This window comes from Rhodococcus sp. B10 (assembly GCF_011770055.1).
Classification (GTDB): domain Bacteria; phylum Actinomycetota; class Actinomycetes; order Mycobacteriales; family Mycobacteriaceae; genus Rhodococcoides; species Rhodococcoides kyotonensis_B.
This window is the reverse complement of sequence record NZ_JAAFYV010000032.1, coordinates 26,209-45,774: the sequence shown is the minus strand read 5'-3', so window position 1 is coordinate 45,774 and position 19,566 is coordinate 26,209. Positions and strand designations below refer to the sequence as shown.

Here is a 19,566-nt window from a genome sequence, read left to right as displayed (position 1 = left end):
TCGGCGACAACAGGTTCAGACGCCGAAGTCGCGCTTGACCTGCTTGGTGCGGATGTGCTCCACGTAGAACGACAGGAACGGAATGGTGCCGGCGAGCAGCGTGCCGATGGTGCGCGGCGCCGCCCACCGAACCTTGATCGCGAGATCGATCGTCAGGATGAGGTAGACGAGGTAGACCCAGCCGTGTACGACGGCGATCCAGCTCGGAACATTCTCGACCTTGAAAATGTACTTCGCGACCATCTCGCCGGTCAGCACGAGCAGCCAGATGCCCGTGACGTAGGCGAGAACCCGGTAACGCAGCAGCGCCGACGCGATCTTCTTGGTCCTGTCGGTGGATGCGGACTTCTCCGGTGCCGTGCTCACGTAGTACTCCTGTCGTGACGTTCGGAGCGATCGAGCTCCGCGAGATAGCTGTTGTACTCGCGCAGTTGGCGAGCCTCGGGGTCGCTCGGGTCGGACTCGACGCTGGGGGCCGGGCGCTGGGGAAGGAGGTCGGCGGGTATCTCACGCACGACGTCCTCGGTGACCGCCGCGTCGACGGTGTCGTCGTCGGCCTTGTCCTCTTCCAGCCGGACGAACTGCCGGTAGGCGTACACGACGAACGCAGCGAACAGCGGCCACTGGAAGGCGTACCCGAGGTTCTGGCCGTCACCACCGACCGATTCGAAGCGTTCCCATTGCCACCATCCGAGCGCAAGGCATCCCAACGCCGACACGACGACCAACACGATCAGTGCAGGCCGGTGATGAGAGCGGGATTTTGCCACACCCCGACGGTACCCGAGGGGCTACTACATCGGGTAGTTCGGTGGCGAGAGCAACAAGTGCGCGAGGGGGGACTTGAACCCCCACGTCCTGAGACACTGGAACCTAAATCCAGCGCGTCTGCCAATTCCGCCACTCGCGCGAGTGCTCGGCAAGTCTACAACGCCATCTCGGCGCGAACGCACGTGCAGTTGCCGGAGGGATGGGGCGGTCGACGTACGGCGTACTGTGCAGACGTGGTGAGCAAGAAGGAGTCCGCGTTCGATCCCGCGCGTTCACTCGAACTGTTGTGGCGGACGAACGAGAAGCCGAGCCGGTCCGGGCTGACCGTCGATTCGATCGTTGCCGCGGGGATCGAACTCGCCGACGCCGAGGGACTCGACGCAGTTTCCATGCGTCGGCTTGCGGACGCGCTCGGTGTGGGCGCGATGTCGCTCTACACCCACGTCCCCGGAAAGGCCGAGTTGACCGACCTCATGGTCGACAGCGCGCTCGGCTCGCTGTATTCGACGGTCGACGAACCGAAGGCTGCAACCGAGGGGTGGCGCGAGGGTCTTCGATTCGTCGCCGAGCGCAATTGGACTCTGTATCAACGTCATTCGTGGTTACTCGACGCTCAGGGGCCACGTGCCGTTCTCGGGCCGCACACGATCGAGAAGTACGAGGCCGAGCTCCGCGTCATCGACGGCGTCGGTTTGTCCGACGTCGACATGGATTCGGTGCTGGCCCTCGTTCTCACTCACGTGACGGGTACCGCCCGAGCACTCGCCCGGTTCAACCGTGTGCGTGAGGAGTCCGGCATGACCGACGCGCAGTGGTGGGAATCGACCTCGCCGGTGCTCGAACGAGTCATGGGCGACGACCGTTATCCGTTGGCGTCTCGTGTCGGAACCGCCGCGGCGACGTCCTACGACGCCGCGAGCGATCCCGTCCACGAGTACGAGTTCGGAGTCGAACGAATTCTCGACGGTGTAGCCGCGTTGATCGACCGCGCTTAGGCGCTCACCTTCTTTCGGGGTGCGGGTCTGCGCAACACCCTCCAGAGGGCGTGTTCCACGCTTGCCGCGTCGGTGTCGAGCGTTGCTGCGGCGTCGCCGATCAGCTTCAGCATGGCGCAATCGTCGACGTCGTGGCCGACGGCCGACGAGACGAAGCTCGTCAGCAGCTCGAAATCCTGTTGCCTGCGTCGACCGGTGAGAAACAGAAGGCAATCCCAGGTCTTGGTGCCGATGCCTGTGATCGAGGTGAACGCGTCGTGTTGTTCGTCGTATTGTTCGGCGCGCTGTTCGTCCCACGGATCCACGAGGTCGTCGGTCCGCGTCGCACCTGCTGCGATCAATGCGGCCGCCGCGCGTGCGGCTGCCTCGGCCTTCGTCGTCGCGTTGCCCGCAACGCGCTGGCGGTTACCGAGAATGTTCGCGAGAGCATCCGGATCATCGACAAACGAGGCGAGCATGCCGAGATCGTCCAGCGACCCACCCCCGCGATGCGCTCGCCACTGCGCGACGACACGACGGACCCCGCTGTTCTCGCCGCCGTACGAGGCGCGAGCCGAATAGACGGCGTCGAGCAATGCCGCTTCGATCTCCTGTGGCCACCCCGGGAACCAGAACGGCGTTGTAGCGCGCGGCGCGAGTTTCTCGACGCGTGACGCGACCGCCTCGACCACCGACCGGTAGTCGTTCCGACGCGAATCGATATGTGTTACTGGCGAATACATGAACCCCCCTGTTGGTTGTGTGGCGCGGAAGCTACAAGAGGGCACCGACAAGTTCGGCGATCGGCCGACAAGGACGTTCCGGTGTGGCGAGCTTCACATAACGAAACAATAACGAAAAATCCGAGGGTTTCCTCATGTTCGTCGGCGTTCGATCTGCGCTGTGCCTGCGCCGATGGTGGTTACCGGCGAGTCGGTTCAACGCACGGTAAAGGCGTCGCGAAACGCTTACTCGCGGGTAGCAGTTGGACGTCAAACGAAACGTGAGGATTTCCTCATGATTTTGTGCCAACCTGGTTTCACGCGGATGGAGCCACTCGTTGCCAGCGGGTCTCGCTCGAGAAGCATGTCGCTGTTCTGCGCGCCGGTCACGGCACCACCCGACGAAGCAACCTCGACCCCCCGAGTTGCTCACGAGAGGAATCTTCCACCTTGACGATCAACGAGAGCACGCCTTCACACGGACAGGGCGCGGGCAGATCACCCAGGAGCGGTGGAACCCCTCGTACCCTCGCCGATCGCTTCGCGGCCGGCGAACCCTATGCCCTCGCATTCGGCGGTCAGGGGTCGCCGTGGCTGAGCTCCCTCGAGGAACTCGCTCGTGACTCCGCACTCGAACCCGAGCTCACCGATCTCGTCAACGAATCCGCAGCCATCCTGGCTCCCGTCGCCGACGATCTCCTCGTCGTGCGCTCGGTCGGATTCGACCCGATCGGGTGGATGCTCGAGCAGGATCTCGCCGACGACGAAGAGAGCGTCGCCTCCTTCGGTCCCTCCGAGGCTGCGCTGACGTCCGCTGCCGTCTCGCTGCCCGGCGTCTTCCTCACGCAGGTCGCTGCGCTGCGCGCGCTGAAGCTGCAGGGTCTCGATCCCGCTGCGGCACCTCCGGTGTCCGTCATCGGCCACTCTCAGGGCCTCATCGCCGCGGAGTCGGTCGCGAGCCACGGCGGCGAGGACGCGCGTCTTCTCGCGGTTGCGCAGCTGATCGGTGCCGCGGCGAGTCTCGTCGCCCGTCGTCGCGGCATCATCGGTGCCGCCGACCGCGCACCCATGGTGTCGGTTTCGGGCGTCGAGCCGGAGCGTCTGCAGGCCATCGTCGACGAGCTGGCCGTCGACGGTGCCCCCGAGCGTTCGGCTGTTCTCGCCATCCGCAACGGACGCCGCCGCGTCGTCCTCGCCGGACCGCCCGCACAGCTCGCCCGCGTTCAGGAACGCTGCGAGCAGATCGCCGCGCAGGAAGAGCGCGAGCGTGAAGCGAAGAAGCGTGGCGGTTCCACGTTCGCGCCGGTCTTCGAACCGCTCCCGGTCGAGGTCGGATTCCACCATCCCGCTCTGGCCGACGCCGTCGACCTCGTCGCCGCCTGGGCGCAGCGCACCGGTCTCGACGTCGAGGTCGCGCGCAGCCTCGCGCAGCGCATTCTCGTCGACCCCGTCGACTGGGTCACCGAGATCGACGGAGTGATCGACGCAGGCGCCGAGTGGATTCTCGACCTCGGCCCCAGTGACATCCTCACCCGCATGACGGTGCCCGGCCTGCGCGGCCAGGGCGTCGGAATCATCGCGGCGTCCACTCGCGGCGGCCACCGCAACCTGCTCACCCCGGGCGCCGCTCCCGAGGTTCAGCCGGCATGGTCCGAGTTCGCGCCGAAGCCGGTCACCCTGCCGGACGGCCGCGTCGTCGTCGAGACCTCGTTCACGAAGCTGACCGGCCGTTCGCCGATCCTCCTCGCAGGCATGACGCCGACGACGGTCGATCCCGCGATCGTCGCAGCCGCAGCCAACGCAGGCCACTGGGCAGAACTCGCAGGTGGCGGCCAGGTCACCGAGCAGATCTTCGCCGATCACGTCGCGAAGCTCGAAGGACTGCTCGAGCCGGGCCGCGGCGTGCAGTTCAACTCGATGTTCCTCGACCCGTACCTGTGGAAGCTGCACGTCGGTGGCAAGCGTCTCGTTCCGCGTGCCCGCGCTGCCGGTGCTCCGTTCGACGGCGTCGTCGTCACCGCCGGTATCCCGGAGCTCGAGGAAGCCGTCACGATCATCGACGAGCTGACCGAGGCCGGCTTCAGCTACGTCGCGTTCAAGCCGGGTACCGTCGCGCAGATTCGTGCGGTCATCCGTATCGCGAGCGAGGTCCCGTCCTTCCCGGTCATCGCCCACATCGAGGGTGGCCGCGCGGGTGGACACCACTCGTGGGAGGACCTCGACGACCTGCTTCTGTCGACCTACGCGGAGCTGCGTTCGCGCCCCAACCTCGTCATCTGCGTCGGTGGCGGCATCGGAACGCCCGAGCGTGCGGCCGAATACCTGACGGGCCGTTGGTCGCTCGGCGCCGGATACCCGAAGATGCCGCTCGACGGCATCCTCGTCGGCACCGCGGCGATGGCCGCTCTGGAAGCCACGACGGCTCCCGAGGTCAAGCAGCTTCTCGTCGACACCCCCGGAACCCCCGACTGGGTCGGCGCGGGTACCGCGAACGGCGGAATGGCCTCCGGCCGTAGTCAGCTCGGCGCGGACATCCACGAGATCGACAACGCGGCATCGCGATGCGGTCGCCTGCTCGACGAGGTCGCCGGCGACGGTGACGCGGTCGCCAAGCGTCGCGACGAGATCATCGCAGCGCTCGACGGCACCGCGAAGCCGTATTTCGGCGACGTCGCGGAGATGACGTACGCGCAGTGGCTGGAGCGGTACCTCGATCTCGCGATCGGCGCCGACGTCCACCGTGAATTCGACTGCGGTGGTGAGTTCACCGACGCCATCGACGAGGCGACAGAGTCCGTCTGGATCGACGTCACGTGGCGCACCCGCTTCCTCGAGATGCTGCAGCGTGCCGAGGCTCGCCTGCACCCGGTCGATCGTGGACCCATCCCGACGCTGTTCTCCGACGTCGACACCCTCGAGCGTCCTCGCGCTGCACTGCGCTCTCTGCTCGCGCAATTCGCCGACGCGAACGAGGTGGTTCTTCACCCCGCAGACGTCACGTTCTTCACCGCGCTGTGCCGGATGCCGGGCAAGCCCGTCAACTTCGTGCCCGTCGTCGATGGTGACGTGCGTCGTTGGTGGCGCAGCGACTCGCTGTGGCAGGCACACGATCCGCGCTACTCCGCCGATCAGGTCTGCATCATTCCGGGCACCGTCGCCGTCGCGGGCATCACGCGCGTCGACGAGCCGGTCGGTGACCTGCTGAACCGTTTCGAGAAGGCTGCCGCCGACGAACTCGTCGCCGAGGGAGCCGAAGCACTGTCCGTCGCGAGCCGTCGTCACGCCGACATCGCACCGGGGCTGCTCGGTATCGTCCTGGCCGCACCCGACGTCAACTGGGCCTCGCGCATGACGCAGAACCCCGTTGCGCGGCTGGGTAATCCGGCCGAATGGGTCGTCGACTCCGATACCGTCGCATCGCACCCGCAGACCGGGTCGACTCTGACGGTCCTGGATTCGGATCACGTCGAGCTGATGGTTCCGCTCGCACCGGGCAAGGAGGTGCGCATCCGCCTCACCGTCCCCGCGTCGACGATCGACGGCGGCGCACCCGTCGTCACGGCCGAGGACGCGCAGTCCTCGATGTCCGATCTGCTGGGAGTCGCTGCAGGACAGGAACTTCCGAAGGTCAAGAACGGCGTCGCCTTCCTCAATCTCGCGTGGATCCCCGACTTGGTCGCCGACCACGCAGGCGTGACCGGATCGGGTCTGCCCGAATCGCTTGCGGTCAGCGGCAAGGCTGTTCCCGATGTGCTCGTCGGCGCCTGCTGGCCTGCTGTGTTCGCCGTCCTCGGCGCCACGAAGACGCAGAGCGGCGTGGACGTCATCGAGGGCATGCTCGACCTCGTTCACCTCGACCACACGGTGAACCTCGTCGGCACGCTGCCCGAAGACCCGTCCATCCTCGTCGTCAAGGCCGCGGCCGGTGACGTACTGGACACCGACATGGGCCGCGTCGTCGAGGTCCGCGTCGAGATCGGTGCGGCACTGGGCGAAGGTCTGGACGCACCGGCCGTCGCAACCCTGGTGGAGCGCTTCGCTATTCGCGGACGTACCGGCAAGGGCGAGCTCGCGGATCCGGCTCCTGCCGGTGGTTCGGTCTCGGCAGAGGCCAAGGACACCCCGCGTCGCCGTCGTCGCCAGACCACGATTCTCGCGCCGCGGAACATGGCTGCGTTCGCGCAGGTCTCCGGTGACCACAACCCGATTCACACGTCCGACCCGGCCGCGTTGCTCGCCGGGCTCGGGAGCCCGATCGTGCACGGCATGTGGCTTTCGGCTGCCGCCCAGCAGGTCGTCACCGCAATCGACTACGCGGACACCAAGATTCCGCCGCGTCGCCTGACTGCATGGACCACGCGCTTCATGGGCATGGTTCGCCCGGGAGCGGAGATCGACGTACGCGTCGACCGCACCGGATTCGACCAGGGTGCCGAGATCGTCGAGGTGTCCTGCCGCGTCGCAGGCGACCTCGTCATGGTCGCCACCGGACGGACCGCGGCACCGAAGACCGTCTACGCGTTCCCCGGCCAGGGGATCCAGCGTCAGGGCATGGGCCTCGACGCTCGTTCGCGGTCGAAGGCCGCCCGTGAGGTCTGGGAGCGTGCCGACAAGCACACCCGCAAGGCTCTCGGATTCTCGATCCTCGCTGTCGTGCGCGACAACCCGACGACGCTCAAGGCACGCGGCGTCACGCACAAGCATCCCGACGGTGTTCTGCACCTGACCCAGTTCACCCAGGTCGCCATGGCGGTCCTCGGCGTGGCACAGGTGGCCGAGCTCCGTGAAGCCGGTGTGTTCGTGGAGAACTCGATCCTCGCCGGACACTCGGTGGGCGAGTACAACGCACTTTCGGCAGTCGCCGGTGTGCTTCCGCTCGAAGCTGTTCTGGAGGTCGTCTTCCAGCGTGGCTCGGCGATGCACGCACTCGTGCCTCGCGACGCGGCAGGTCGAAGCAACTACCGCATGGCCGCGATCCGGCCGTCGCAGATCGGTCTCGCCGACGACGACGTGCAGGCGTTCGTCGCCGGTGTCGCCGAGGAGACCGGCGAGTTCCTCGAGATCGTCAACCTGAACCTGCGCGGCTCGCAGTACGCCATCGCAGGCACGGTCGCCGGCCTCGACGTGCTCGAGGAGAAGATCGCGATCCGTCGCGCCGAGTTCGGTGGCAAGGCAGCGTTCATCCTCGTTCCCGGCATCGACGTGCCGTTCCACTCGACGGTTCTGCGCGGTGGCGTCGCGGACTTCCGCAGCCGCCTGCAGGCACTGCTGCCGGAGGACCTCGATCCCGAGATCCTGATCGGCCGCTACATCCCGAACCTGGTTCCGAAGCCGTTCTCGCTCGAGCGCGACTTCATCCAGGAGATCGCGGATCTGGTTCCGTCCGAGCCGCTCGCGGAGGTCCTCGCAGACTTCGACTCGTGGGCAGACCGCACGCACGACCTGTGCCGCGTCGTGCTGACCGAACTGCTCGCATGGCAGTTCGCCAGCCCGGTGCGGTGGATCGAGACCCAGGATCTGCTGTTCGCCGACGAGTCCGAGGGCGGACTCGGTGTCGAGCGATTCGTCGAGATCGGTCTCAGCGCAACGCCGACCGTCGCCAACCTCGCGTCGCAGACGCTGAAGTTGCCGGGACGCTTCGGATTCCCCGTCGAGGTTCTCAACGTCGAGCGTGAAGCTGCGATCGTCTACGGCACCGATACCGACCCAGCGCCGGTCGAGGAAGACGAGGTCGCACCGGTCGAAACGGCAAGTGCCGCACCGGCTGCTGCTCCTGCCGCCGCTCCGGCGCCTGCCGCGGCGCCGTCCGGTGGACCGCGTCCCGACGACATCGCCTTCAGTGCGGCGGATGCCACGAAGATCCTGATCGGTTTGTGGACCAAGCTGCAGCTCGATCAGATCGGCCCCGCCGACACCATCGAGGCTCTGTGCGACGGTGTCTCCTCGCGACGTAACCAGCTGCTCGTCGACCTCGGATCCGAGCTCTCGCTCGGTGCGATCGACGGTGCCGCCGATGCCGACATGGGCGCACTCTCGGGCACGGTCAACAAGTTGGCTCGTACCTACAAGCCGTTCGGCCCCGTGCTGAGCGACTCGATCAACGACCACCTGCGCAAGGTGTTCGGGCCGTCGGGACGTCGTCCGGCCTCCATCGCGGACCGCGTCAAGAAGACCTGGGAACTCGGCGACGGCTGGGCGTCGCACGTCACTGCCGAGGTTGCCCTCGGCACCCGTGACGGTGCGTCGGTGCGAGGCGGAGCGCTCGGTGGTCTCGCCGACGGACCTCTCGCCGACGGCAACGCGGTCGACGCGGTCATCGACTCGGCAGTCGCCGCGGTCGCCGCACGACGCGGCGTCGCAGTGTCGCTTCCGGCGGCAGGCGGCGGAGGCGGCGGAACCGTCGACGCGGCTGCTCTCGGTGAGTTCACCGAGCACATCACCGGTCGCGACGGTGTGTTGGCCTCGGCCGCACGCTTGGTGCTCGAGCAGCTCGGCCTGTCGGAGGCGCCCAACGCCGTCGTAGCCGAGAATGCCGACGCGGAACTCGTCGATCTCGTTGCAGCAGAGCTTGGTTCGGACTGGCCGCGCCTCGTCGCACCGGCGTTCGACTCTCGCCGTGCAGTCCTGATCGACGACCGCTGGGCCACCGCCCGCGAGGACCTCGCGCGTCTGTGGCTCGGTACCGCAGGTGACCTGGCAGTCGAGAGCTTCGCCGGCGCAGGCAAAGCCGTTGCAGCGCAAGCGCAATGGTGGAAGGCCAAGGCGGACGGCGACGGCAAGGCCGTTCTGTCCGAGGTGTACGGCCGCATCGCCGATATCGCAGTGGTTGCCGACGAGAAGGGCCAGTGGTCCGACGAGGTCGCCGTGATCACCGGTGGCAGCAAGGGATCCATCGCAGCGTCGGTCGCAGCCAAGTTGCTGGCCGGGGGAGCGACGGTCTTCGTCACGACATCGCGTCTCGACGACGAACGACTCGGCTTCTACCGCAGCCTCTACCGGGCGAATGCTCGCGCCGGAGCGTCGCTGTGGGTCGTGCCCGCGAACATCGCGTCGTACACCGATGTCGATGCGCTCATCGAGTGGATCGGTAGTGACCAGGTCGACAGTGCCGGTGGCGCAAAGACTCTCGTCAAGGCAGGTATCACCCCGACGATGCTGTTCCCGTTCGCCGCGCCTCGCGTCGTCGGTGAACTGACCGATGCCGGTGGCCGCGCCGAGATGGAGATGCGCGTGCTTCTCTGGTCGGTCGAGCGCCTGATCGGTGGACTGTCGAAGATCGGCTACGACAGCGACATCGACACGCACCTGCACGTCGTGCTGCCCGGTTCGCCGAACCGCGGCATGTTCGGTGGAGACGGTGCGTACGGCGAGTCCAAGGCTGCCCTCGACGCCATCGCTGCGAAGTGGGGATCCGAGAAGAACTGGGCCGAGCGTGTTTCCATCGCTCACGCCCACATCGGATGGGTTCGTGGAACGGGCCTCATGGGCGGCAACGACCCCATCGTCGAGGCCGTCGAAGCCGAAGGTGTTCGCACCTGGTCGACGGACGAGATGGCAACCGAGCTGCTGAAGCTGTGCGAGGCACCGGCTCGTCGTCAGGCTGCCCAGGCTCCGGTCGTCGCCGACCTGACCGGCGGACTGGCGAACACGAAGCTGAACCTCGTCGAGCTGGCTCGCGAAGCTGCTGCCGCTGCGGCAGCAGAGAAGGCGGAGGAGGTGCCGGGCAGTTCGGTGATCGCCGCACTGCCCGCACCGCCGCGTCTCGCTGCGACGACGGCTCCCGCATGGCCTGCGCTCGACGTCGACCCGAAGGATCTGGTCGTCATCGTCGGCGCCGGTGAGCTCGGACCGTACGGTTCGGCGCGTACCCGCTTCGAGATGGAGGTCGACGAACAGCTCTCTGCTGCAGGCGTTCTCGAGCTCGCATGGAACACCGGTCTGATCGCGTGGGAGAACGATCCCAAGCCCGGCTGGTACGACATCGAGTCCGGCGACCTCGTCCCCGAAGAGGAGATCGCCGATCGCTACCACGACATCGTGGTCGAGCGGTGTGGCATTCGCACCTACGGCGACGACGGCGCCATGGTCGGCAACACCGCACCGCTGATGACCTCGATCTTCCTCGACAACGACCTGACGTTCGTGGTCGGAAGCGAGATCGACGCACGGTCCTTCGCGGCAGCCGATCCCGAGCACACGCTGATCACGCCGGTCCCGGATTCCGGCGACTGGCAGGTGACGCGCAAGGCGGGTACCGAGATTCGCGTTCCGCGCAAGATGAAGCTCACCCGCACCGTGGGTGGACAGATTCCGACCGGATTCGATCCCACCAAGTGGGGCATCTCGGCCGACATGGCCAGCTCGATCGACCGCGTCGCGCTGTGGAACATCGTCTGCACGGTCGACGCGTTCATCTCCTCGGGCTTCAACCCGTCGGAGCTGATGCGGTGGACGCACCCGACGCTGGTCGCCAACACACAGGGCACCGGCATGGGCGGCATGGAGTCGATGCGCTCGCTGTACATCGACACCCTGCTCGGCGATGCTCGTGCGAACGACATCCTGCAGGAAGCACTGCCGAACGTCGTTGCCGCGCACGTGGTTCAGTCCTACGTCGGTAGCTACGGCGCGATGGTTCACCCCGTCGCCGCGTGCGCTACCGCGGCCGTCTCGGTCGAGGAAGGCGTCGACAAGATCAAGCTGGGCAAGGCGCAGCTGGTCGTGGCAGGCGGTTTCGACGACCTGAGCACCGAAGGCATCATCGGCTTCGGCGACATGTCCGCCACCGCGGACTCGGCTGCCATGTCCGCCAAGGGGATCAGCGATCGCCGCTTCTCGCGGGCCAACGACCGCAGGCGTGGCGGATTCGTCGAGTCGCAGGGTGGTGGCACCATCCTGCTGGCACGTGGTGACCTCGCGCTCGAGATGGGCCTGCCGGTCCTCGGTGTGGTCGCGTACGCACAGTCCTTCGGCGACGGTGTGCACACCTCCATCCCGGCTCCCGGGCTCGGTGCGCTCAGTGCCGGTATCGGCGGCAGGGACAGCGCGTTCGCATTGTCGCTGAATGCTCTGGGCGTCAACGCCGACGAGGTCGCCGTGATCTCCAAGCACGACACCTCGACGGCCGCCAACGACCCGAACGAAGCCGAACTGCACACCCGTCTCGCCAAGGCCATCGGCCGTAGCGACGGTGCACCGCTGTTCGTCGTCTCGCAGAAGAGCCTGACCGGACACTCGAAGGGTGGAGCCGCAGCCTTCCAGCTGATCGGCCTCTGCCAGGTGCTCGCGAACGGCGTCATCCCGCCGAACCGCAGCCTCGACTGCGTCGACGACAAGATGACCGAGTTCGAACATCTCGTCTGGGCGCGCGAACCGCTGAAGTTCGGCGATTCGGTGCCGCTGAAGGCGGGTCTGCTCACCTCGCTCGGCTTCGGTCACGTCTCCGGACTGATCGCCGTGGTCCACCCGCAGGCGTTCCTCGAATCGGTTCCTGCCGATCGGCGTGATGCCTATGTGGCCAAGGCCAACGAGCGACGCGTCGCCGGTCAGCGCAGGCTGATTTCGGCGATGGTCGGCGGCGACGCCCTCTACGAGCGTCCCGACGACCGCAGGCTCGGGCACGACGGGACGCCTGCCACGGCGTCGCGCCAGCTCGAAGCGGACGTACTGCTGACCGAGGCCGCACGCCTCGGCGACGACAACGTCTACCGTTCCGGCCTGCCGGGGTGCAAGTAGATGGCGATCCTGGGGGTCGGCTTCGACCTGGTGACGGTGTCCGACTTCGCCGAGCAGATGGAAAAAGTCGGAACGACGATGATCCGCGACAGCTTCACCGCAGGTGAGCGTCGACATGCGGCGACGAAGTCCTCCGATCCGGCCCGCCACTATGCAGCACGGTGGGCCGCGAAGGAGGCGGTCCTCAAGGCCTGGGCGACGTCCAGGTTCGCGAGGCCGCCTCAGATCGGCGACAACCCGTACCCGCTGATCGAGGTCGTCAACGACGCATGGGGTCGCCCGTCGATCAAGCTGCACGGCATGGCACTCGAATTCCTGCCTACGGTGAAGATCCACCTGTCGCTGACGCACGACGGCGACATCGCCGCAGCCGTCGCGATTCTGGAGGAGTGACGCAGTAACGCAGAACGCCGGTCCACCCGAGGGTGGGCCGGCGTTCTGCGATTCACCCCCTGCCGAGTGACCGAAGGTGACATCCGGTCACTCGGAGTGAGCGAGGGCGTCCTTCGGTCACCTGGGGTCAGTTCGTGGTGGGCAGACCCGACCGCCGGGACTCCTTCTCGGCGACGAGCAGGTATGCCGCCATGATGCGCTTGAGTTCGGCGACGGCGTCCTCGTGGCTCTGCCCGTCCTGGACGGAGAAGTTGAGCATCGAGTAGACGACGTGCACGAGCACCTGCGCCATGAGGTTGCGTCGCGCACGAGGTGTGCGCGGCGTCAGAGGCCCGAGCATCTTCGCGACCTGGTCGGCGAATTCGCGTTCGTGGATGACGCCGGTGGCACGCGTCGACGGCGTGGACTGCATCGCGAGCCAGACTTCGCGGCGTGATGGGTCGGACATCCAGAGTCCGGCCATGTGGTCGACGAACTTGTTGAGGAACCGCAACCAGTCGAGTGACGGAACCTCGCCGTTGAATTCGGCGAGCTCCTGCTGCACACCGACGAGATCCTGCCGGTTCAGCTCGCAGACGATGACGTACTTGTTCGCGAAGAACTGGTAGAGGGTCCCGATGGGTAGCTCGGCGCGGGCCGCGACCTCTTCGCACGTGAACGACTCGAAGCCGACGTCGCTGAGCAGCTCCCGAGATGCGGTGAGCAGGGCGTCGAACTTGCGCTTGCTGCGTTCTTGGGTGGGACGCCGACGCGGCATGAGCTCCTGAGTCTCGGCCGTCGATTCGAGCGCAGCGTCGAGACGTCTCGCAGACTGGGCGCTAGCAGAGGAATCCACCTGCTCAGGCTAGCGGCCCAGGGCGCTTTCGTTCCACAACGCGCGAAAGTCGATCTTCGACAGAACAGGCAGTCGGTAGCGGGGCCGGCCGTCGACCTGCGGCGCCGGAGTCAGAGCTGGTGACAAGTCATAGGTTGTTTTCTGGTCAAAGAAACGGTCTTTCGGTATGGTTCACAACACCAGGTTACGTATTCGTGCAGGGTGGGCGTCGTCGATCGCGCGTCGGAGACGTTCATGTCGGGAGCCTCACCCCTCAGGCACAGGAGAAGCGCGTGGCAACCATTGGACTGTCCTTGGAGTCCGGCTCGATGTACGCCGTCCTGTTCGACCCACGGGCGGATGCCGTCGTCGCCAACAGAATGACGCCGCTCGACGGTGGCGTCGCCGAAACTGTGCCTGCCGCACTCGACGGCATGCACGCCGCCGCCAGGCGGCGAAAGCTGACTGTCGATGCGGTCGGCGTCGTGTACTCCTCCGACGCGGAACGCACCGCACTGCAGAAAGTCCTCGACGACTGCACGACGCTCGACGTGTCGATGGTTTCCGCGTCGTCGTCCTTCCTCGGCTGGCTGGGCCGCTCGTCGGATTTTGCCGACGCGCACCGCGTCCTCCTCTATTACGTGGGTGACGCGGGGGTGTCGATCTCGTTGGCGGACATTCCCGGTGCGACGCTCACGCCCGCCAAGACGGCCACTCTGGCATCGATCGAACCCGAGAAGATCGGCAGCACGGTTCCGCTGGCGTGGGAGGTGCTCGACGAGGCCGGCGTCGAGGCCGATTCGGTCGCGTTGTTCGGAGATCGGTCCGAAAGTCGCGATCTCGTCGACATTCTGTCGCTGGGCCTCGAGTTGCCTGTCATCCGAGTGTCCGATCCGGACCAGGTGGCCGCGCGGGGTGCCGCGTTGCTTGCGGCCGCGTCGAAGCCGGTGAAGCCGGTCGATCTCCGCAAAGCCGTGCCGACTCCGGCCGTCGTCGAGGCCCTGCCCGAGACGAAAACAAGGGCGGAAGCCAAGGCCGAGCCTGCCGCATTGCAGGCCGCCACAACCATTTCTTCTTCCGTGAGACGAACCCCACCATCGCGCAAGAAGATCGTTCTCGCCGCCGCGCTTCTGGCCGCGGTGTTCTCGGGAGGCGTCGCGCTCGCGTCGACACTTCCCGGTGAGCCCGAACAGGCCGCTGCGCCGACGACGGCCCCGTCCCACGATGCAACCGAGATCGATACCAGTCTTGCGGGGGCCACGTCGTCGGTCGTGATCGCGGCGCCGCCGGAGACGACGACTCCCGCTCCCGCCGCGCCGGAGACGGTCGACGAGCAACCGGTGTACGTCGAACCGGTACCCGTCACGTGGGAATCCGTCGACACGGTCGTTCCGGTTCCCCGGACCGGTACGGTCGAGACCATCACTCCTATTCCAGCGCAAGCCATTCCACCGAATGCAGCAACAGTTCCCACCACGGTTGATCCGCCTCAGTTCACCGTCCCGCCGGTCATTCCCGAGCCGGGCAAGTCTCAGGAGCAGCTGGAGCAGGAAGCATGGGATCGTCACTGGCAGCACACCGCAGAGTGGTTGGAGCAGGAGATCGTCGGTAACTGAACCGGTGCCCGGTGACAGAATGGGCGAGAAAGCGTCGCCGATTGCTCGTCAGGAGAACCGATGTCGGATGTTCGATCGATTGTTGCTGCCGACATGCCGCGAGCGCGGCGTGAACTCGCAGAATTGGTGGCCTTCCGGTCGGTGCACGACGAACGTCAGTTCCCGCGCGAAGAGTGCGTCGCGGCGGCCGAATGGGTTCGGGCGGCGTTCCTCGATGCAGGCATCGACTCCGTCGACCTGATCGAGACGACAGACGGTTCGCTCGCCGTCGTGGGCCGTACGCCTGCACCCGTAGGCGCGCCGACGGTTCTGCTGTACTCGCACTACGACGTCCAACCGCCCGGTGAGCACGCACTGTGGGACAGCGAGCCCTTCGAACTGACCGAACGCGACGGCCGCTGGTACGGCCGCGGCGCTGCGGATTGCAAGGGCAATCTGATCATGCATCTGCTCGCGTTACGGGCGCTCGGCGGCAACCCGGGAGTCGGCATCACCGTCGTGGCCGAGGGGTCGGAGGAGGTGGGGACCGGGGGACTGGAGGCACTCGTCGAACAGCGCCCCGAGTTGTTCGACGCCAACGTCATCGTGATCGCCGACACCGGCAACGCAGCCGTCGGCCAACCCACGGTGACGACGACTCTGCGCGGCATCGCCAACGTCGTCGTTCGCGTCGACACGCTGGAAGGCGAGGTGCATTCAGGAATGTACGGAGGGCCGGCACCGGACGCACTGGCGGCTCTCGTGCAGCTGTTGGCGACGTTGCGACACGAGAACGGCGACACCGTCGTCGACGGTCTGGAATCGACGCAAACGTGGGACGGCATCGATTATCCTGCGAATCGATTCCGTTCGGATGCAGGCGTTCTGGAGGGTGTCGGGCTGGCCGGATCGTCGTCGGTTGCCGACGCGGTTTGGGCTCGCCCGGCGTTGACGATTCTGGGTATCGATTGCGCACCGGTCGTCGGTTCGGCAGCAGCGATATCGCCGACGGCGTCTGCCCGCCTGAATCTGCGTGTGCCGCCCGGAATCGACGCGCAGGAGGCGCAGGACGCGTTGGTGGCTCATCTGGAATCTCACGTGCCGTGGGGCGCGCGCATCACGATCGAGCGCGAGGCCATCGGGTCGCCGTTTCGTGCCCGAACCGACGGTCCTGGTTATGCCGCGTTGACGGACGCGTTGAGCGAGGCGTTCGGCGCGCCCGTCGCAACCGCGGGGCAGGGTGGGTCGATCCCGTTGTGCAACGCACTCGCCGAGGCGTTTCCGACAGCAGAGATCGTGTTGATGGGCGTCGAGGAGCCTCAGTGCCGCATTCACGCCCCGAACGAGAGCGTCGACCCCAGCGAGATCGAGAATCTCGCCGTGGCCGAGGCTCTGTTCCTGCGGACGCTGGCCGCGTCAGACCGATAGGTCGCGACGAAGCTTGGCGACGTGGCCGGTGGCGCGAACGTTGTACTGGGCCACCTCGATCTTGCCCTCCTCGTCGACGAGGAAGGTGGATCGGATGACGCCCTCGTACACCTTGCCGTAGTTCTTTTTCTCGCCGAACGCGCCCCACGCCTTCAGCGTTGTCTTCTCGACGTCGGACAGCAGCGGGAAGTTCAAGCCCTCGTTGTCGCGGAACTTCGCGAGCTTTGCTTCCTTGTCCGGAGAGATGCCGACGACCTCGAGGCCTTCGCCGTTCAACTCGGCCAGGCTGTCACGGAAGTCGCATGCCTGCTTCGTGCAGCCGGGTGTGCTGGCGGCTGGGTAGAAGTACACGATCACCTTCTTGCCCGCGTAGTCCGACAGCGAGACGGTGTTGCCGTCTGCGTCGGGCAATGAGAACGCCGGGGCGGTGTCGCCGGGCTCGAGCTTCTTGTTGTCGGTCACGTGACGAGAGTATCGAAATGGGCCCGTGCTCTAGGCTCGACTCCGACAGACATGGTTTGCGACACGTTGGAGGACAAGTGGCCAGGGACACCGACAAGATCGAGCGCGAGATCGAGGCCGCTCGTAATCAGCTCGCCAGCACCCTCGACGAGCTGAGCGTTCGTGCCAGCCCGAAGCGGATCGTGGAGAGCACGAAGCAGTCGCTGGTCTCGAAGCTGAACGAGCCTCCGGTCAAGTACACCCTCGTGGGCGTCGGCGCAGTGGTGGCCGTTCTGGTCGTCCGGAAGATCTTCAGCTGACGCGACAGCCGGTCTGACCAGGCGATTTCACATCTGGCGGTTTGTGCTGTTAATGTTTCTTCCGCACCGCAGAGAACACGCGGTGCGGATCGGCGCCATTAGCTCAGTTGGTTAGAGCAGCTGACTCTTAATCAGCGGGTCCGGGGTTCGAGTCCCTGATGGCGCACACCAAGTGCCCCTGAACAGCCTTTACGCTGTTCAGGGGCACTTTTCGTTGTGCGAGTCAGATCTACCCGTCACATCGAGGCTTCGAATGCCAGGCTCGGCCCGCTCGTCGACAGTGAGGTTCGAGCCACGCTGATCGGGCGCGGCAGTGCCCGCCTGTTTCACGGCGGGTTGGGAGCTGAAGACATTGCCGACCGAGTTGTCCTTCGGGTGTCGCGCGATGCCCAATCGCCACAGCAACGGCGCGGCGAGGATGTCGAATACGGCTGGCAGCACTGTGAACGCTGCTGTGGCGCTCTTGTTGACGTCAGGTGCCGACTTCAGGCCGACGAACCGGAACGCCGAACTTGCGCTGATGTCGTGATGGCGTGGACAGATTCGCGCTACCGTCCAGTTGTGAGTCCAGCTGGGGCGAGTACCGATGGCGCAAACGAAAAGACCCCGCCCTCAACGAAAGTCGCAGGCGGGGTGTTCTCGTTTCGATTTCTAGCTCGCAGTGACGACTAGGCGCTGCGGCGTGGCTGCCGCAGTAGCTGACACCGACTAGGGCGAGGTGGTGCATTCGAAGCTGCCGGCTTCGTTGGCCGGTCCAGTACCCGTGTATCTCGGCCAGCCGGGATATTCGCACAACGGGCGCGCTCGATCGCCGTTCTCGCGTGCGATTTGATCCGTCGGCGCGACGCCATCCGCTACCCACGTCTGCAACGCGCCGAGAGAATCCCACACCAAATCGAATTCACCGTTGCCGTGACCGTACCCGGGAACCGTGTAGTACTTGACGCTCTGATCCAAGTCGCTTCTGCCGTACTTCGATACCAGATTTTCGTAGTAGTTCGACGTCGCCTGCTGAGGCACGAGCATGTCGGTGTCACCTTGCACCAGGATCAACTTGCCTCCCTTGTCGACGAAGCTGTCGAGGTCGGTGCTGGTGGCGTCGAATTGCTGCGAGAACGCTTCGACTCGGTCCCTGTACTTCATGTAATCGAACTCCACGGGATTCTCCGTCGAGTCCTGAGCAATGAAGTACTTCTGCACACCTTCGACGAACCGGTCGTAGTTCGACATGTCCTCGTCCGTCATCCATATCGACAAGTCGGCCCCGGCCAGCACCGGATACGGTCCGACGGTGTCGACACCGTTGGCAAGCGGATACGGCAGACGCTGCGGCTCACTCGCAAAGGTGATTTCGTCCGCCTGAGCCGGTGTCAGGCAAGGCGTCGACGTCGAGTCACACAGCAGAGTCGAGACATCGAAGGACTCGGAACACCCTCGTACATCCGAGACGATGCCGTCCTCGATGCCGTCCAGGTCGTCGCATGCGCCGATCACGGCGTCCGTGACGAACTGCCTGTGCTCGGGATCCAGATAATTGCCGGGAACGTCGTAGGCAACGTCCACCATGCCCGACCAACCAGCTACGAATGCCTGGTTCTGCGCGGCGGGGTAGTACGCAATGACGCCGTCGTAGTCGTCGGGATAGCGCTGTGCGGCAACGAGGCTTTCGTGGCCCCCTTTCGATCCGCCGACATGAAACTGCAGATCGGGCGTCGACCCGTAGAACTGCTCGACCACAGCGATAGCGGCGTCACGGGTTCTCTTGACGGATTCGCCTGCATAGTTGGCCAGCGCGGTCGGGTTCAGCGCGAAACTACCGGGTGCGTTCTCGCCGACGTCCGTTCCACCGTCGCTGCCGAAAGTTACGTAACCTTGGTCGATCGGCGGGAGGGGAACATCCGTGGACGGACTTGCGTCCGAAGCGTCCGGGTCGGCGTCGCCCGTGCCGGGTACGTTGTCGAGTCCGGTCACGACGGTGCCGTTGTAGCCTCCGCCGCCCATCTGAACGGTTGTACCGTTCCACTCGACCGGAAGATTCACCTGAAATCGGATCGGGGGTGCTGCTGGATCGACGGCGTCGATCGCGCCGGTGACCTGGCAGAAATCTCGCTCCTCCACAGGGGATTTCGCGATTGTTGCCTCCGTCAGGCGTGCGCCCGACGTCGGCAACGCGATGCGCGATGCGTCGAGTTCGAAACCGGACAACGCAGTGCAGGAAGCGACGGCGTCACTGACAACGCGTTGCGTTGTCGGCGTGGTGGCGCCGGAACTTTCGTTGCTGCCGTTGGCGCATGCGGAGGTCAGCGCAACCACAGCAACTGTCACGACGGTCATCGTGTGTCTCGAGAAGCCTCATTTCCATTGTGCAGCAAA

Annotated in this window: 12 protein-coding genes and 2 tRNA genes; 7 read left to right on the top strand and 7 right to left on the bottom strand. The window is 65.8% G+C overall.

Features of this window, described 5'->3' with window-relative positions; genetic code table 11:
* Nucleotides 1–15: 15 nt before the first annotated feature.
* From RhoFasB10_RS19740 to RhoFasB10_RS19730, 3 genes are all read right to left on the bottom strand, one after another.
* Nucleotides 16–366, bottom strand: coding sequence for a DUF3817 domain-containing protein (locus tag RhoFasB10_RS19740; RefSeq protein WP_068421014.1), 351 nt, complete (start codon nt 364–366; stop codon nt 16–18).
* Nucleotides 363–770, bottom strand: coding sequence for a transcriptional regulator (locus tag RhoFasB10_RS19735; protein WP_068421015.1), 408 nt, complete (start codon nt 768–770; stop codon nt 363–365). Before RhoFasB10_RS19735 ends, RhoFasB10_RS19740 begins: the two co-directional genes overlap by 4 nt.
* Before the next feature lie 58 nt (nt 771–828).
* Nucleotides 829–910: transfer RNA gene (locus RhoFasB10_RS19730), tRNA-Leu, on the bottom strand.
* 94 nt (nt 911–1,004) lie between these two features.
* Here RhoFasB10_RS19730 and RhoFasB10_RS19725 point away from each other — a divergent pair.
* Complete coding sequence (locus RhoFasB10_RS19725; RefSeq protein WP_068421234.1) at nt 1,005–1,766, top strand: TetR/AcrR family transcriptional regulator; 762 nt, start codon at nt 1,005–1,007, stop codon at nt 1,764–1,766.
* Here RhoFasB10_RS19725 and RhoFasB10_RS19720 read toward each other — a convergent pair.
* Complete coding sequence (locus RhoFasB10_RS19720) at nt 1,763–2,488, bottom strand: hypothetical protein (RefSeq protein WP_068421017.1); 726 nt, start codon at nt 2,486–2,488, stop codon at nt 1,763–1,765. The genes RhoFasB10_RS19725 and RhoFasB10_RS19720 overlap by 4 nt on opposite strands.
* 429 nt (nt 2,489–2,917) lie before the next feature.
* On the opposite strand from RhoFasB10_RS19720, the gene RhoFasB10_RS19715 reads away from it, so the two are divergent.
* On the top strand, nt 2,918–12,202 hold the full coding sequence (locus RhoFasB10_RS19715; protein ID WP_167678124.1) for a type I polyketide synthase: 9,285 nt from the start codon (nt 2,918–2,920) through the stop codon (nt 12,200–12,202).
* Nucleotides 12,203–12,595: a holo-ACP synthase gene (locus RhoFasB10_RS19710; RefSeq protein WP_068421023.1), complete on the top strand. Its 393-nt coding sequence runs from the start codon at nt 12,203–12,205 to the stop codon at nt 12,593–12,595.
* 127 nt (nt 12,596–12,722) lie between these two features.
* Here the strand turns inward: RhoFasB10_RS19710 and RhoFasB10_RS19705 are convergent, their stop codons facing one another.
* Nucleotides 12,723–13,430: a TetR/AcrR family transcriptional regulator gene (locus tag RhoFasB10_RS19705; RefSeq protein WP_068421026.1), complete on the bottom strand. Its 708-nt coding sequence runs from the start codon at nt 13,428–13,430 to the stop codon at nt 12,723–12,725.
* Between the two features lie 272 nt (nt 13,431–13,702).
* On the opposite strand from RhoFasB10_RS19705, the gene RhoFasB10_RS19700 reads away from it, so the two are divergent.
* Both RhoFasB10_RS19700 and RhoFasB10_RS19695 read left to right on the top strand, forming a co-directional pair.
* Nucleotides 13,703–15,025, top strand: coding sequence for a hypothetical protein (locus tag RhoFasB10_RS19700; RefSeq protein WP_346764435.1), 1,323 nt, complete (start codon nt 13,703–13,705; stop codon nt 15,023–15,025).
* Nucleotides 15,026–15,085: 60 nt separating this feature from the next.
* Nucleotides 15,086–16,432: a dipeptidase gene (locus tag RhoFasB10_RS19695; protein ID WP_167678122.1), complete on the top strand. Its 1,347-nt coding sequence runs from the start codon at nt 15,086–15,088 to the stop codon at nt 16,430–16,432.
* Here RhoFasB10_RS19695 and bcp read toward each other — a convergent pair.
* Nucleotides 16,421–16,894 carry a thioredoxin-dependent thiol peroxidase gene (gene bcp, locus RhoFasB10_RS19690; RefSeq protein WP_068421031.1) on the bottom strand — a complete coding sequence of 158 codons (474 nt, stop codon included), beginning with the start codon at nt 16,892–16,894 and terminating at the stop codon, nt 16,421–16,423. The two genes, RhoFasB10_RS19695 and bcp, sit on opposite strands and share 12 nt — an antisense overlap.
* Nucleotides 16,895–16,971: 77 nt before the next feature.
* Here bcp and RhoFasB10_RS19685 point away from each other — a divergent pair, with 77 nt between their 5' ends.
* Nucleotides 16,972–17,193, top strand: a complete 222-nt coding sequence (locus RhoFasB10_RS19685) for a DUF3618 domain-containing protein (RefSeq protein WP_068421038.1) — start codon at nt 16,972–16,974, stop codon at nt 17,191–17,193.
* A gap of 92 nt (nt 17,194–17,285) precedes the next feature.
* A tRNA-Lys gene (locus RhoFasB10_RS19680) sits at nt 17,286–17,359 on the top strand.
* A 542-nt stretch (nt 17,360–17,901) separates the two neighbouring features.
* On the opposite strand, the gene RhoFasB10_RS19675 is transcribed toward RhoFasB10_RS19680, so the two are convergent.
* Complete coding sequence (locus RhoFasB10_RS19675; protein ID WP_167678120.1) at nt 17,902–19,518, bottom strand: tannase/feruloyl esterase family alpha/beta hydrolase; 1,617 nt, start codon at nt 19,516–19,518, stop codon at nt 17,902–17,904.
* Nucleotides 19,519–19,566 lie beyond the last annotated feature (48 nt).